We start from the raw sequence: 15,391 nt of genomic DNA on the forward strand, positions 1-15,391 counted from the left end.
GGTTTTTTGTGATTTTTTTGCTTTTTTGAAGGATTTTTTTCGTTTACAGAAAAATGACTGTTTACAATACGACTTTTATTAGCTACTATCAAGTGTGAGTATTACATAAAAGGAGACGACAATCATGTCAACACAACGTATAGAAAAAGATTTTTTAGGTGAGCGCGTATTACCAGCAGAGGCTTATTACGGAATTCAAACATTACGTGCAACGGAAAACTTCCCAATTACAGGCTACACAATTCACTCTTCACTTATTAAGGCGATGGGGATTGTGAAGAAGGCAGCGGCTTTAAGTAATATGGAAGTACACCTATTATCAAAAGAAATTGGTGAGGCAATTGTCGAAGCAGCACAAGAAGTAATTGATGGCAAATGGGATGCAGAATTCCTTGTAGACCCAATCCAAGGTGGAGCAGGTACATCCATCAATATGAATGCTAATGAGGTCATCGCCAACCGTGCCCTAGAAATTTTGGGGAAAGAAAAAGGTGACTATCACACAGTAAGTCCAAACAGTCATGTTAATATGTCACAATCAACAAATGATGCGTTCCCAACAGCTATTCATATCGCTGTGTTAAATTTAATAGATGAATTATTAGTAACGATGGATTATATGCAATCGGTTTTCCATCAAAAAGCAGAGCAATTTGCACATGTCATTAAAATGGGTCGTACGCATTTACAGGATGCCGTGCCAATTCGCTTAGGACAAGAGTTTGAAGCTTATTGCCGCGTGATTAACCGTGATATCGTACGCATTCGTCAAACACGTCCAAATTTATATGATGTGAACATGGGTGCAACGGCTGTCGGAACAGGCTTAAATGCCTTCCCAGACTACATTAAATCCGTTGATGAGCATCTTGCTGAAATTTCTGGTTTACCATTAAAAGGTGCGACACATTTAGTGGACGCGACACAAAATACAGATGCTTATACAGAAGTATCAGGTGCTTTAAAAATCTGTATGATTAATATGTCTAAAATTGCTAACGACTTACGTTTAATGGCTTCTGGTCCACGCGCAGGCTTAGGAGAAATCCTGTTACCGGCTCGTCAACCAGGATCTTCAATTATGCCAGGTAAAGTCAACCCAGTTATGCCAGAGGTACTGAACCAAGTAGCCTTCCAAGTAATCGGGAATGACCATACAATCTCTCTAGCATCTGAAGCTGGCCAATTAGAATTAAACGTAATGGAGCCTGTATTAGTGTTTAACCTAATCCAATCCATTAGCATTATGAATAATGTTTTCCGTGCGTTTACAGAAAACTGCTTAAAAGATATCGAAGCAAATGAAGAGCGCATGAAAGAATATGTAGAGAAAAGTGTAGGGGTACTAACTGCTGTAAACCCACATATTGGCTATGAAGTAGCAGCACGTCTTGCACGTGAAGCCATTCTAACTGGTCGTTCCATTCGTGAGCTTTGTATTGAAGAAGGCGTCCTAACAAAAGAACAATTAGACTTAATTTTAGACCCTTATGAAATGACACACCCAGGTATTGCGGGCTCTAGTATCATGAAACTAAAATAAAGCGAAAATGATGGACTGTAGACATGCCCTAAAAGGCTGTCTACAGTCTTTTTTTGTAGACCTTTCCTCATATAAAAATAGAGCGTATCCTTATGCGTTTCAGGATTATTCAACTATAATAATGGTATGGAAGACATATTTTAGTTGGGGGAATTTGTTATGAGTTTACGAAAAAAGAGTTTACTTGGCTTTTCCGTTTTAAATGTTTTAATGATTATTATTTTATTCATCGATTTAGCCAATGTAACGACATTAGATTGGTTTTCTACCGTGTTAACGATTGTAGGAATCGCTATTACACTATCTTACACGGTGTATGTCCACTACAAAGTGATACAGCCTATCAAACAAATAACAGAAGCTGCACAAGGGATTACGGCAGGCCAATTAGATACAGTTGTCATTGAAGTTCGTGACAATGGTGAAATTTCTCAACTAGCACAATCCTTTTTAGAGATGCAGGGACAATTACGAACAATGACACAAAAAATTGCGCACAGCTCTACGGATTTATCCGCAAGCATTGAGGAATTATCGGCAAGTACAAATGAAATTACGCTAGCTGTGGAAGAAGTCGATCAACAAATGGAGAAGACGTCAGACGGCTTGAAGCAAGCGGCACAATCGGCGAATGATAGTGCCCAGTCTATGCAAGAAACCGTTGATGGAATTGAGCGAATTACAGTAGCCACACAAGATGTGTTCGTGCATGCGAAAGATGCCAGCGAAATAGCGGGAAATGGTGCGAATATTTTACATGTGGCAAAAGAACAAATGCAATTCATTTCCTCTTCAACAGAAAAAACGAGCGGACTGATGCAGCAATTATCCCTTAAAATGTCAGATATTAAATCGATGACAGACATGATTACAGCTATTACGGATCAAACCAATCTATTAGCATTAAATGCAGCGATAGAAGCAGCACGCGCTGGAGAGCATGGTAAAGGCTTCGCCGTTGTAGCTGAAGAAGTGCGCCAATTAGCAGAGCAATCAAAGCATTCCGCTACACAAATTGTGGATTTAGTTGTGGGAATAGAAAGTGATACAAAACAGGTAGCCTCATCAGTGGAAGATGATTTGAAAAATGTCCAACAGGGGGTCTATGTCATTGACGAGGCAACAAAATCATTTGGCACGATTTCACAGCATGTTAGTCAGATGACGAGTCAGCTTGAGGATATTTCGACGACAGCTGAACAGCTTTCAAGCAGCGCCAATGAAGTGGCATCCACTGTGACAACCATCGCAGCTGGCATGGGCAAGCTATCGAATTATACAGAAGCTGTGTTACATTCAATGGATGAGCAAACAGCCTCTATGCAAGCTGTTAATCATGTCACACAGGATTTAAGTGTTCAAGCCGATAACTTACAAAAGTTAACAAATCAATTCCGTGTCTAAACAAGAAATAGATATTTTCAAGATTGTTTAGCCCTGCACCTTCATCAATACTACGAAAAGCCACACAATGGCACTAATTGATCGTAAAAACACTTTCCTAGAATACTTGGAAAGTGTTTTTTATTGTCGAACCAGCGCAGCTAATTTCTCAGTGAAATCCTCTGAGATTGTGTAAATTGAATGGGTATCCTTGACATGCATCAATCCACTGTTTTGACCTTTATCACCTAACCAAAGGTGATAGCCATATTTGTTTCCTGCCGTATCCACTATTTGTACATCATATTCAGGTGTAGCCATATTGACAATACCCTCGTTTTTGACCGCTGTTGTTATGACTTGTTGGAATAGTGTAAGTGATTCTTCATCCGTATATTCTTTAAAAAAATCAGTGTTCACCTTGTTAAATTTAGCACCAATAGAAATGCTGACCTTAGCTAATGCATCATCTGGTTTTTCATTACATCCTAGTAAAACAACGGCTATTAGAGACAATAAAGCAATCATCATTGTTCGCAACCGCTCACCCCCTCTATATGCTAAATAATACCACCATTTTCTGTCGTAGCTCTTACTTTTTTGTAATACATTAAATAAACGACAGCGAAAGGGGGACAGATAATGGGCTTATTTGATGGATTAATCGGCAATGCAAGCGAGGTGAATTTAGAAAAACTACAGGAGGAGGTCCATGATTTATTAATTCCAAACGAGACAATCAAGAATGCCTATAAAATTATTAGAGACACGTTTATTTTTACCAATAAACGATTAATCCTCATCGATAAGCAAGGGGTGACTGGCAAGAAAACGGAATATCATTCCATTCCCTATAAAAATATCGTTCATTTTTCAGTAGAAACAGCCGGTACATTTGATTTAGATGCAGAGCTCAAAATATGGGTGTCTGGCAGTCCGTTACCGATTCAAAAAAACTTCAATAAGGCGACGAATATTTATAAAGTGCAAAGCGTCTTAGCGCAGTATGTTTTGGGGACGTGAGGATTCAATAGGTTATGAAAGCCCACATTTATGTGAGGCTTTTTTTGTTGTAGAGGACTAGCCCTTCGTTAATTCGATAAGTAATACCCTGTCCAACATAGTATAATAAAGCAATAAATAGTCTCTTGAAGAGATAAAGGGGAATCTATAGTGGAATATGAAGAAAAGACCTCAATTGAATTTTTAAACGAAGTTGTTTTGAGGGCAGGTGAAAAAATTGAGAAGGTTGAATACCAAGGGCCTATTCAAACAGTAACGATTGTAAGAAGGTCCGCACGTATTTACAAAAAGGTTGCCCAAATCAAAGTAGCAAAGCAGCCCATTTGGAAGACAACTATTCCTCAGGAGCTTGTGAAATATAAATTTTCACCAAAAGTAAATCGCCTACTAAATGAACCATTTGAAACGATTCAGGACTGGCTCCAGGAAGGGTGGATAATACGAGAGATTCGTTATCATGTAGATGGTATAAGTATCAAAGATGATGTCTATCGGATGGGTCCCACCTATCTGTTTGCGCTTAAATATCGTAAAAGTAAAGAACAACAGCAATATGAGCTACAACTAGAACAGTTACGAAAGCAAGCGGATGACCTACAAATGTCGCCACTGTTTCTACATGCACTGTCAGCGGAAGCAATGCCTCGTTATTGGAGTCGTGTAAAGCAATTAAAGTTTATGCAGTTTTGTATTGCTATGTACCAGCTTGCTCAGCAAAAAGACTTATTTGACTTTAAAGAAATAGGTGCGACATATGAAGATCGAATTGGTGGTTCGAAAATGTTTGATCAGGAGCGAGAGGAATTTTTAGCCCATCTCGCACAATTAGGCATTGATGCCCCGTCTTATGGCCTTGTAAGCTCAGGGAAAATCGTGCCAATCTATTTTACTGGACATGCACAATCAGAGCTAGCCTCCTATCATCTTGGTGCAGTTCATGCAACAACAGATAATACAGTGTTACAAACGACATTTACAACTTCCAACACGACACTATGGCTTGTGGAAAATAGGGCTATTTTAACACGTATGGCAACGGAAAGTGAATTTCTACGAGAAAGCCATTCATTTGTGCTTTGTTTGGATGGGCAAATTCGATCCGCTCATAAGCAATTTATCAAACAGTTGCTTAAAAGTTCCATACAACAAGTACTGATTTGGACGGATTATGATGAGGCAGGACTAACGATTGCTAAAAAAGCTATTCAGCTTCTTCCTTGTCCCTTTAAAATTATTGGACGAGATTCGCAAATTTTTACGGATATTGAAACTTACGAGCAGTGGCTTCAGCATGAAAATCGTCATGAGCAAGAGCAACAATTGGGAGGAGTGAACGAATGGAAAATGTGGATGTAAATGCACCCATTTCGATTTTTCACAGTGATTATTTTTCAGCTGAATTTATGAAATCAATGCGAGATTTAGCTTCTCTGTCAGCTGTCTTAAAAGACTTGAGCACGGAAAAAATGTATGATTCACCAATGGAAATTATCCGCTTTTTAAATATTATTCAATTATTAAATACGGCATCTTTAGGTATTGGAGATCCGATCGATCATGAAGATACGCTTTATTATCGCTACCGCCATACATATGGGAATGACTCTGAGCCACCGACGCTTCAGTACATTCAACGTGTGCTCCATATTTTAGAACGCAATAATTGGGTTGTAAAGCAGACGCGGCAAATTAAATTAATGGACAGAGGCAAGCGTATGATGGATGGCTTAATTCGTATGGGAAATGATGCACTTGCTTATTATTTACAAGATGATATTGGCCGTTCACTATTTCAGGCAAGACGTGATGCAGAAATTAGTGCAGCCTATGATGATAAAGGCATTTCAGGTGGAAATAAAATTGCGTCGATGATTTATAATGTAGAGCAAGCCGTTGAGCAATTAGAAAATAGACAGCTTGAATTTTTGGCTGATCGCAATGCCTTGCCACAACTAGAAAAAATCAATCAGTTAATGTTGGGGCTAGAGGAAAAATTGACGGAGCGTTTAGCACAATTCCAAACGATAGAGGAAAGTCTTGTAATGAGTGACTTGATGCACCGTGGAACGGCAGCCATTACAAAGGGCACAACATTAAGTTTAAGCGTATTAACTAAATATGTGCGTTTCGTTACGATGCAATTAACACCGATGGAAGAGGCTATTTCCCCTGAAAAAGTACGAAATTTCATCTTGGCGATGTATAACCCACCCTTGCATAGTAATATTCCGACAGCACATGATATCTTTAGCTTTATGGAACAAAATCAATATGAAGAAGAAACATTTGATGGCATGTGGATGCCGGTAAAGTTTGCTGCACCTATAGGACATCAAGATATTAATGATGCTATCCATTATTTAGCCACCTATGAGCCAAAACGTGAGGGCGATATCATTGACCGGGAGGAGCCAGAATATAGAGAAGTGGAAATGGTGGGAGATTCCATTGAAGAAATGTTTGATCAAGCTGCTTGGCAAATGACAAAGGCCCAAATCGACACAACGAAAATAGAAAATTACTTAGATGACCATGGAGAGAGTGAAATAGAGGAATTAATCGTGCAAGCTAGCTCGAACAAATGGCATGATGCCGTTTTATCAATGCTCGCTGTTTCTGCTTTAACGAGCAGTAAAAAAATAGACAGGTCACCTAAAGCGGAGACGGCAAACTTTGAAAAAGAATGGGAGTGGATTAATGATGACGACAAACGATATACCATATATAAGCTCTTTAGCGATGATTGATCATCTAAAAGGCTATTTAACGACAGAGGAAGAATTGGCTTTTATGCAATTACTGTTTTCATCATCTGCCTCTATTAAGGGAGCGAATTATGGATTGCGTCGGAAGGAGTTAGAAAAATTATTAGGTATAAAAAATGACGACAATGCTTTGCAATCCTTTATAGATCGCGTAAATGGAGCTTTAAATCGCTATTTCAAAATTATTTATGATGAAAGGCGTGATCGTGTTGTTGTTATGATGCGAATCACAGCGAAAAATGCAAAATCTACATTGAGTAGTGAAGCATTGGCGATTTTACTCTATATGTTTTACCAGCAAGAAGTATTAGGCCATGAATTTACATTAGTACATCAAATTTTAGTTGATTTTGGCCATGAGTCTTTAAATGCTAATAGAAGAATGAAAAGTAATATCGACCAATTAAAAAAGGTGGGAGCTGTTGAAGATTATGAAGCATCTTCAGAAGAGGCATATCAATTAACAACAATAGGTGTTCATTTATTCTCCGAATCTTTTTTACGTCGTACAGTCGAATTTGCGCAAGAAACAAAGTTGAATAAAGAAGAAGTGATGAAATTTTTTAACCGTTATAATTTACATGTGGAGGACAAAGAATGATTCCTTACGTGTTGAAAATACAGGGCGTACGTGACTATCCTCCAACAAGGGTGATACTAGGTGAAGCTGATGAACACGTATTAATAACAGGTCCAAACGGTGTCGGAAAGTCAACATTAACGTTTTGCATAGGGGCGATATTATATTCTGCAAAAGTAGATATTGAAGGGCTACGCTCGAGTAATTTACAAGCAAATGAAGCATGGTATGCGAAATTATCGTTAGTGTTTAAAAATGAAGGCATGACCCGCATTGATGCGCCGCCATTTATTGCATTTGAATTAATTGTACAACAAGCTGTGAAAAATGGTGCCTTGCAAAAAGAGTATCGTATAACAACAGGAGATTCAGAAGATACGTTAACGAACATAACATCTTATACTTCTGGCAATATAGCAGGAAGGAATTTCGGAGCTTACAAAGAAGATTTACAAATTAAATATAAAATTGATCCAGATTTGTATCATTTAATTTGGTATCAGCAAGAAGTGAACCAATTTGCCGCCATGAACCCTGAGGAAAGATTTCGTCAATTTAGTAATATGTTTCATATTGCTGATATGCAAAAAGAATGGGAAGCGGCATTAGAAGGAATTAGAGAAGCTAAACAAGAAATCATCCATTTATCGTCCATTGTAAAAACAGCTGAACATAATCTAACCATTGCAGAAAATGATCTCAACGCCTTTTTAAATAATAAAAAACGTATTCTGGAAAACGGTCGTCTGTATTATACATATACAAATGTTCTACTGCAAAAATATTCAAATGAATGCTCTGATACACAAGCTATTCTTCAGCAATTGCAGGAAGAAGAAGCACAAATAGGGACAAAGCAAAAATTACTGTTGCACGAAAAGGAGCGTACAGGTCAACATTTAATTCAAGTAGTGAATGAGTGCGAACAGGTTGAAGCACAAATTATTGAGACAAAGACCTTATTAAATGAGGAAGTACAGCAGGAAAAAACACTACTAGGGCGATATAGTGAGCTTTCTGCACAGCTAGAATCAATTTCCGATAAAGCAAAGCGACTACGTTTCGATGAACAAACAACCTGGGAAAAACAAAAAGCAACAGCGATTCTACTAAAACAAGTTGAAGAGCAAGATAAGCAACTAAAAACAAAAGAACAACAATTAAGAGATAACGAACGACTTTTGAATAGTGAAAGCGCACGAGTGACGATACATTTCGAAAACCTGAAAAAGGATCTAGTGGAAGCACGTAAGATCGTCCATTTATATCAAAGTAGCCGTTTTATTTTAAGTCAACTAGATGCTGCAAATCTCCAGCAACATCAATTTTTAAAGGAAAAACAGTTATTATCTTCCGCCATCCAAGAGAAGCAGAAAATCATCCAGCAGCTACAACAAAATAAAGTAAGATCTGCTCGTCAACAACAAGGACTAGAAGACTTGCATAGACAAGGTATAGAGGCATATACATTACGTGATTTAATTTCGTTGACACCAAGTGCGCCTTTAAAGTTAGAGTCAAGTATTGAAGCGATTAAATACGCTATTTTTTATAATGCGGTGAGCTATAAGCCACTGAATGATTTGTATTATGTTTCATTAAAGCAGCTCATACCGAATCGTATGATTGACAATATCCCTCATTTAGGATTACAAATGCGTAGCGGACTATCTGAGCAACTACAAAACTATGCCAATAAAGCATTGTGGTGGATCGAGCAATTTTTCACTTCGACGCCTCGAATTGAGGCAGGTACGCTTATAGATGAACGTGGTGCTAGAGGCGCACAGGAACAACTGCAATTTATTCTAAGTGATGCAGCTATTCAACAAACCTTACAAGACCAGGCGAGTAACTTAAACAACTTGCAAGAGCGTCAAGTACAGTTAAATGCGCAGTATGATTATAATATCAAGCAAATTAACCAATTGCATGGAGACTTACGCAAAATTCAACAGGCTGAAAGTACGCTATTGAAGGAAAGCGAACTGCATGCCTATGAAAGTCAACAGAAAGCTTTAACAGAGCAATTGTTAGCAATTTATGATGAGCAAGTGGAAATGGAGGCACAGCGGGAAACAGCTAGAAAACATCAGGCAGAACATTTTCAAGAGCTGCAATTGCTAGAGAAGGAGTGCCGCATTTATGAGGAGCTAGGGGCAGTGGCAGAGCAACAAATCCAGTTACAGCAAATGGAACAAATGTTAAAAGAATTACGCAAAACCATTTATGATTCCAAAAGAGAGCATCAGCAATGGACAGAGCAATTGGAGGAGCTGTCCAATGATAAACGTCAACTAAAATTACTAAAACAAAATCATGAATCAGAGCTTGAATTAATAAATAGTAATCTAACAAACTGTCGGCTACGTATGGTGAGAGCGCAAGAAAAAATCGAACAATTAGAGGCTAGCCAAGCAAGTCTAGTAATAAAACTACAGGAATTAGAGCATATTTTACCTGTCGAAGCATGTGTTGTTGATGAATCCATCTCCATTAAATGGTCTGAGGCAAGGTTAATTCATGGTAATGCAGAAAAAGCTGCAGCATTCGAAGCGGCACGCCTAGAAAAGGTCAATATTCATGCTGAAGTAAATTTTGAAAAAATGAAAGAAGATTTTGAGCGTAAAAATGCAGAATTAGCAAGTGCTGAAATACTTCTTGAGCAAAATGCGGGTTTTGCAGCAGATTTAGAAGATAAACTAGAAACGACCATTAATATGTATTTAACAAAGATTAATATGTTGTTCCAAAAGTATATGGATATCTTTCATTTTGAGGGACATATCGAAAAAGAAAGAATAGAAGAGAAGGCAGGGCGTATTAAATACTTGCTTTATGTGAAAGCTCGTAAAATCGGTCATCAGGGTACTATGGAGGATGTCAGCTTAAAAGCGCGAAATGGCAAAGTAGGTAAAGGTGTTTCAGGAGGGGAGGAATCGTTAAGCTCGCTCCTCTTTGCCTTAGCTTTATTGCAAAACCTCTCGATAGCCCCAAGCTATATCGTACTTGATGAGTTTGATAGCGCACTAGATGATGAACGCAAGGACAAAGTATTTCATTTATATGCAAAAGAGTTAAATCGAAAGTTAATTATTTTATCTCCAAAAGCTCATGATAAAACCTATTACGACCATTTTTCCAAGGTATTTGTCATTGAACATAATTCATCTATCCCACAAAGTAGGATTGTTGGTTTCCAAAAGGTGTAGGACCATTTCGGTGAATGAAATTGTGTTTTAAACGAGCAAGAATTGACTTCTAAATGGCACTCCTTTACAATTAATTTTAATACTTTAATAGGAAAACGAGGTATTCTCGTTTCCTTACCAACTGAATAGCGTGTAGTAATAGGTGTAAATTGCGTGCAATTTGCTTAAAAGGGAAGTCGGTGCAAATCCGACACTGTCCCGCAACTGTAAATGTGAGCGACTTTTCAGCAACCACTGTCTTTGGACGGGAAGGAGAAAGGAAGCGATGACCATGAGTCAGGAGACCTGCCTGTTATGAGTACACACCAGTAACCTACGAGGAATAGGAGGTGGCATGTTGACAAAACAGAATGCTCTGTTCGTCACAGTACGTCAAACGCCCATAGTAAATGAAAGGGTTCACAATCGGACTCGTTCACACATACTTAGGGTTTGTTTGGCATTGTGTGATGAAAGAAGATAAAGCGAAGGATTTCCTCAAAACGTAGGGAGTCCTTTTTGTTTTGAAAATATGTACGCAAAGGGGATGCACGTATGACGAATATTCATGTAACGACAACGCTGGAAACGCCTTATGAAGATATGAACATTTGTAAGCAACCACGCACAGAAGTTGCCAAGAAAGCGAAAACAAGAATGGTGGTCGAATCGCTGATCGATCAATTATTAGCAACGAAGCTGATACGCAACGATCGCTTCTTTGAGCAAATCTTATATAATAAAGAAATTATTTGGATACAAAAAGGGGATGTGGACGGTCATCTATTGGCAAAGGCAGCATTAACAGATGAGCTGAAAACAAAGACCAATCATTTTATGATGTATATGCCGACCAATCCGATTGTCTATGAAGTCAATGGGGAAGCGTATCACTTAATTACGCGCATTGATTCAACACGCGCAAAGCCTAACCTTGATCGTCTAACATTGGAGCCAAAGCCTGTTTTAAGTGCCGCTCGTGTCAATGACTTATTATGCTCGATTGTCATGCGCTTTTATGAAACATATTTACACGATTTGGCACCTCACCATGACAAACTCATCGCATTCGTGCAGCAGGAATATGCCCAGTTTATTGAAGCGGTGCAAGCGTTAAATGATTATCACTTCAACTGGCATCCACGCGGCAATGGGCACGAGCTCTTACTGCAATTAATTGATCATCTGCAAATTTTAAAAAGTCACCCAGGCAAGGTACTGATTGATTTTACGAACAAGCATGACTACGTGATAGTAGAACCCGCTTATTTGATGGACAAACCAACAAAGAAAGCTGTCGGTGCACTATAAAAACAAGCCCTCCGTTTTATGGAGGGCTTGCTTTCATTTAAATGCAGGATCGAAATATATTCACGTTCAAGCAAGAAATACTCGCGCTTGAGCGAAGAATACCCGCGGAAGCAAGCAAAACGCCTCCGAGCGAGCAGGCCGACTCCTGCCCTATAAACAATGCATGGCTGCCTGAGCTTCATGCCACGGAACCGTATATCCTTTGCCCTTTGCACAAAAAATACTAGAGGAACTATATTCAGGGTCGGCATTTTTATCGTAGCCAATCTGTGCAATCACTTCCTCTGTATTATGGCACATATCATAGCCATCAAATTGGAGTGTGAGTGCGCCTTTTCCATTTGTATAGGCAGCAAAGGTTGTGCTGTAGCTCATTAAAGTGGCAACGGGCGCGCGACCTGTTAGCACCACATCTGTTTCGGATAATATCGGGTCATCGAATGTGCCTGCTGCTTGCTGAACGTCAGTCATCATGCGGCCGATAAAGTCGTTTGAAGCCTTCATTTTAAAACGATAATAGGGTTCAAGTAGAACATTTTGGGCTTGCTCTAGTCCCTGGCGCAGCGCACGGAAACTAGCTTCTCGGAAATCGCCGCCCGATGTATGTTCATTATGCCCGCGACCTGTTAGAAGCGTAAAATGAACATCTGTTACAGGGAAGCCTGTAAGTAAGCCATGATGATCGCGCTCAAACAGGTGCTTTTCAACAAGGCGCTGATTGCCTACGGATAAATGATCTGCATGACAGGCATTGCTGAAGGTATTGCCGGTTCCACGTGGATTTGGCTCCATTAATAAATGAACTTCCGCATAATGCTTGAGTGGCTCGAAATGGCCATAGCCTGTCACCTTCGTCGCAATGGTCTCCATATATAAAATTTGCGGCTCGCCAAAGGAGACGGCTAATGAAAAACGTCTCATTAATACCTCTGTCAGGACCTCCAATTGAATGACACCCATAATATGGACATGGATTTCCTGGAACTTTTCCTGCCAAACGACACGTAAAGAAGGCTCTTCGGCTTCAATTAAACGGAAAATCTGTAGCACTTCCTTGATATGCTGATCGCCCGCATATTGAACCTTTGCCTGTAGCGTTGGGACAAGCTCATAGGGCTGTGTTAGCGTCGTTGTACCGATTCGATCTCCAATGTTTGCCTGACTCAGCCCTTTCACCGCGAAAATCTCTCCTGCTTCAACCTGTTGAACGGTCTCAAAGCGACTGCCATTATAAAGGCGAATTTCTGTCACTTTTTCCGTCACTTCACCAAATGAAAATTCATCCCGCACATGTAAGGAGCCCTTGACAGCCTTCATAAAGGTTAAACGCTGATGCCCATCATGACGAATTTTAAAAACCTCTCCTTCAAACGGGACATCCTGCTCAAATTGGGTAGCCGTTAACAGGGGAAGCTGGTCAAGAAATTCCTGAATGCCCTCATCCTTTAAGGCAGAGCCTATAAAGCAAGGGAAAGCACATTCGTTTTTAATCATGGCCTGTAGCTGAGCAAGACATGGTTCATGCTCTAATGACTCATTCAGAAAGGCATCCAGCAATTTTTCGTCGCGCTCCGCCAGCCATTCCATGATGCTATTTGACACATAATCTGCTCGCAGCGGTTCATCGACGAACAACACATGCTGAGAGCAATCTTTACGAAGCTGGCTCATGACAGCTCCTACATTTGCTCCTTCACGATCCGTTTTATTGATAAAGAAGAAGGTTGGGACATGGTATTTACGTAAAAGCTGCCACACGGTTTCAGTATGGCCTTGTATCCCTTCGACTGCGCTAATGATAATAATGGCATAATCCATCACACGGATGGCACGCTCCATCTCAGGGGAGAAATCGACATGCCCAGGTGTATCAATCAATGTGTATGTATCATCGCCAATGCTCATGCGACCTTGCTCGGCAAAGATCGTAATCCCACGCCTGCGCTCTAGCTCATGATTATCAAGAAAGGTATCCTGATGATCGACTCGACCACGGGCTTGAATACTATTTGTATGAAAAAGCACTTGCTCAGAGAAGGTCGTTTTCCCTGCATCCACATGCGCCAGTACACCGATTGTTTTGTACATAAGAAATCCTCGTTTCTATAGATTGCTATCTTTTCATTGTAACAGAATACTCGCATATATAATTCTTGTAAAATAGTTCGTATTTTTGTCGAAATAGTGCTAATATAGTGATGATTGCATAATTAGCGTCATACTACGCTAGTCTATCAATAGTATTGACCATAATAGAACGTATTGGTGCAAATGGCATTTGTCATTTGCTTAAAAGGGAAATCGGTGCAATTCCGATGCTGTCCCGCAACTGTAAATGGGGAGTCTATACAGCATGCCACTGTAGTAAAACTATGGGAAGGCGTATAGATGATGAACCTAAGCCAGGATACCTGCCAGTATGTGTTTTTTGACTAAGAACCACGAGGATGGGGATAGTGATAAAGGTAATGATGATACCGTTATTTCACTATGCTACTCTCTTGGCGACAAGAGGGTTTTTTTTATGCCCTTCCAACCACATGGGTAGTAAAGAAGTCTCTGATTTCTTTCTATATTTTAACAACAAAGGAGAAAAGGACATGAAGAAATGGAAAAGTATATGGCTGATGATGATCATTGCCTTGGTCGCTATTTTAGGGGCTTGTAATGCAAAGGACAAAACTGAATCAGCAGCACAAGGTGAAAAGGTTGAGCCATCTGAGGCAGCAACAGAAGTAACCATTGAAAATAATGACACAAGCCAAACATATAAGGAAGCACCTACGAAAGCGATTAGCTTAAATCAGCATGTGACAGAAATTATGCTGGCGCTTGGCTTAGAGGATTCTATGGTTGGGACGGCTTACTTAGATGACAAAATCTATGAGCCCCTGCAAGAGGCATACGATAAAGTCCCTGTGCTTTCTGACCAATACCCAACGAAGGAGCAAGTGATTGATGCCGAGGCGGATTTCTTATATGCAGGCTGGAAAAGTGGCTTTGGTGAAAAGGGCGTTGGCACACCAGAGGAGCTTGAAGAATTAGGCATTCATACGTATTTACATACGGCTTCTAACATGACAAAACCAACATTAGAAGATATTTTCACTGATATTCGCAATATCGCGAAGATTTTCCGTATCGAAGATCGTGGCGAAGCTTTAATTGAGCAAATGACAAAAGATGTAGAGGCAGTACAAGCTAAATTACCAAAAGATAGCGAAAAATTACGTGTTCTTGTGTTTGATAGCGGTGAAAAGGATGTATTTACAGCTGGTCAAAACTTTATGAATGAGCTGGTGACAATCGCGGGTGGTCAAAATATCTTTGGTGATGTGGAATCAGGCTGGACAACTGTGTCGAAGGAAGATGCAGTAGATCGTAATCCAGAGGTTGTTGTCGTGATTGATTATGGTGAAACAACGGCAGAACAAAAGATCCAATTCTTAAAAAATGATCCAGCATTAAAGGAGATGGAAGCTGTCAAGAATGATCACTTTGTCATCCTGCCACTTTCAGCAGCATCTGAAGGGGTTCGTGCGGCAGAGGCCATTGAAATTTTAGCGAAGGGCTTCTATCCTGAAAACTTTTAAAC

11 protein-coding genes and 2 riboswitches are annotated in these 15,391 nt (G+C 39.7%); of the genes, 9 read left to right on the forward strand and 2 right to left on the reverse strand.

The window, feature by feature from the left end; translation table 11 throughout:
• The first annotated feature begins 124 nt into the window (after nucleotides 1-124).
• Nucleotides 125-1,543, forward strand: coding sequence for an aspartate ammonia-lyase (aspA, locus tag MHB40_RS11455; RefSeq protein ID WP_205443302.1), 1,419 nt, complete (start codon nucleotides 125-127; stop codon nucleotides 1,541-1,543).
• A 159-nt stretch (nucleotides 1,544-1,702) separates the two neighbouring features.
• Nucleotides 1,703-2,947, forward strand: coding sequence for a methyl-accepting chemotaxis protein (locus tag MHB40_RS11460; protein WP_342534634.1), 1,245 nt, complete (start codon nucleotides 1,703-1,705; stop codon nucleotides 2,945-2,947).
• Nucleotides 2,948-3,067: 120 nt separating this feature from the next.
• Here the strand turns inward: MHB40_RS11460 and MHB40_RS11465 are convergent, their stop codons facing one another.
• Nucleotides 3,068-3,457 carry a hypothetical protein gene (locus tag MHB40_RS11465; protein WP_342443727.1) on the reverse strand — a complete coding sequence of 130 codons (390 nt, stop codon included), beginning with the start codon at nucleotides 3,455-3,457 and terminating at the stop codon, nucleotides 3,068-3,070.
• Between the two features lie 111 nt (nucleotides 3,458-3,568).
• Here MHB40_RS11465 and MHB40_RS11470 point away from each other — a divergent pair, with 111 nt between their 5' ends.
• The 6 genes from MHB40_RS11470 to MHB40_RS11495 all read left to right on the forward strand — a co-directional run bounded on the left by MHB40_RS11470 (nucleotide 3,569) and on the right by MHB40_RS11495 (nucleotide 11,796).
• Nucleotides 3,569-3,949 carry a PH domain-containing protein gene (locus MHB40_RS11470; protein ID WP_205443306.1) on the forward strand — a complete coding sequence of 127 codons (381 nt, stop codon included), beginning with the start codon at nucleotides 3,569-3,571 and terminating at the stop codon, nucleotides 3,947-3,949.
• A gap of 150 nt (nucleotides 3,950-4,099) precedes the next feature.
• Nucleotides 4,100-5,305 (forward strand): DUF2399 domain-containing protein, encoded by a 1,206-nt coding sequence (locus MHB40_RS11475; RefSeq protein ID WP_342534635.1) that lies wholly within the window; start codon nucleotides 4,100-4,102, stop codon nucleotides 5,303-5,305.
• Entirely contained in the window at nucleotides 5,287-6,696 is a 1,410-nt protein-coding gene (locus MHB40_RS11480; RefSeq protein WP_342534636.1) for a hypothetical protein, read from the forward strand. The genes MHB40_RS11475 and MHB40_RS11480 overlap by 19 nt, the downstream gene beginning before the upstream one ends.
• Complete coding sequence (locus MHB40_RS11485) at nucleotides 6,647-7,315, forward strand: hypothetical protein (protein WP_342534637.1); 669 nt, start codon at nucleotides 6,647-6,649, stop codon at nucleotides 7,313-7,315. The genes MHB40_RS11480 and MHB40_RS11485 overlap by 50 nt, the downstream gene beginning before the upstream one ends.
• The gene (locus tag MHB40_RS11490; protein WP_342534638.1) at nucleotides 7,312-10,506 is read left to right on the forward strand and encodes a hypothetical protein; all 3,195 of its coding nucleotides are present in this window, start codon (nucleotides 7,312-7,314) and stop codon (nucleotides 10,504-10,506) included. The genes MHB40_RS11485 and MHB40_RS11490 overlap by 4 nt, the downstream gene beginning before the upstream one ends.
• Before the next feature lie 123 nt (nucleotides 10,507-10,629).
• Nucleotides 10,630-10,814, forward strand: a riboswitch (cobalamin riboswitch).
• A 226-nt stretch (nucleotides 10,815-11,040) separates the two neighbouring features.
• Complete coding sequence (locus MHB40_RS11495; RefSeq protein ID WP_342443561.1) at nucleotides 11,041-11,796, forward strand: hypothetical protein; 756 nt, start codon at nucleotides 11,041-11,043, stop codon at nucleotides 11,794-11,796.
• 150 nt (nucleotides 11,797-11,946) lie between these two features.
• Here the strand turns inward: MHB40_RS11495 and MHB40_RS11500 are convergent, their stop codons facing one another.
• Nucleotides 11,947-13,884: a translation factor GTPase family protein gene (locus MHB40_RS11500; protein ID WP_342443562.1), complete on the reverse strand. Its 1,938-nt coding sequence runs from the start codon at nucleotides 13,882-13,884 to the stop codon at nucleotides 11,947-11,949.
• A 158-nt stretch (nucleotides 13,885-14,042) separates the two neighbouring features.
• Nucleotides 14,043-14,230, forward strand: a riboswitch (cobalamin riboswitch).
• 166 nt (nucleotides 14,231-14,396) lie between these two features.
• On the opposite strand from MHB40_RS11500, the gene MHB40_RS11505 reads away from it, so the two are divergent.
• On the forward strand, nucleotides 14,397-15,389 hold the full coding sequence (locus MHB40_RS11505; RefSeq protein ID WP_342443563.1) for an ABC transporter substrate-binding protein: 993 nt from the start codon (nucleotides 14,397-14,399) through the stop codon (nucleotides 15,387-15,389).
• Nucleotides 15,390-15,391: the final 2 nt, after the last annotated feature.

It is taken from the genome of Lysinibacillus sp. FSL K6-0057 (genome assembly GCF_038630885.1).
Classification (GTDB): Bacteria; Bacillota; Bacilli; order Bacillales_A; family Planococcaceae; genus Lysinibacillus; species Lysinibacillus fusiformis_F.

Coding starts and splice junctions, on each gene's coding strand:
- MHB40_RS11470 (WP_205443306.1), top strand. CDS start 3,569: ATGGGCTTATTTGATGGATTAATCGGCAATGCAAGCGAGGTGAATTTA.
- MHB40_RS11490 (WP_342534638.1), top strand. CDS start 7,312: ATGATTCCTTACGTGTTGAAAATACAGGGCGTACGTGACTATCCTCCA.
- aspA (WP_205443302.1), top strand. CDS start 125: ATGTCAACACAACGTATAGAAAAAGATTTTTTAGGTGAGCGCGTATTA.
- MHB40_RS11500 (WP_342443562.1), bottom strand. CDS start 13,884: ATGTACAAAACAATCGGTGTACTGGCGCATGTGGATGCAGGGAAAACG.
- MHB40_RS11485 (WP_342534637.1), top strand. CDS start 6,647: ATGATGACGACAAACGATATACCATATATAAGCTCTTTAGCGATGATT.
- MHB40_RS11480 (WP_342534636.1), top strand. CDS start 5,287: ATGGAAAATGTGGATGTAAATGCACCCATTTCGATTTTTCACAGTGAT.
- MHB40_RS11505 (WP_342443563.1), top strand. CDS start 14,397: ATGAAGAAATGGAAAAGTATATGGCTGATGATGATCATTGCCTTGGTC.
- MHB40_RS11460 (WP_342534634.1), top strand. CDS start 1,703: ATGAGTTTACGAAAAAAGAGTTTACTTGGCTTTTCCGTTTTAAATGTT.
- MHB40_RS11465 (WP_342443727.1), bottom strand. CDS start 3,457: ATGATGATTGCTTTATTGTCTCTAATAGCCGTTGTTTTACTAGGATGT.
- MHB40_RS11495 (WP_342443561.1), top strand. CDS start 11,041: ATGACGAATATTCATGTAACGACAACGCTGGAAACGCCTTATGAAGAT.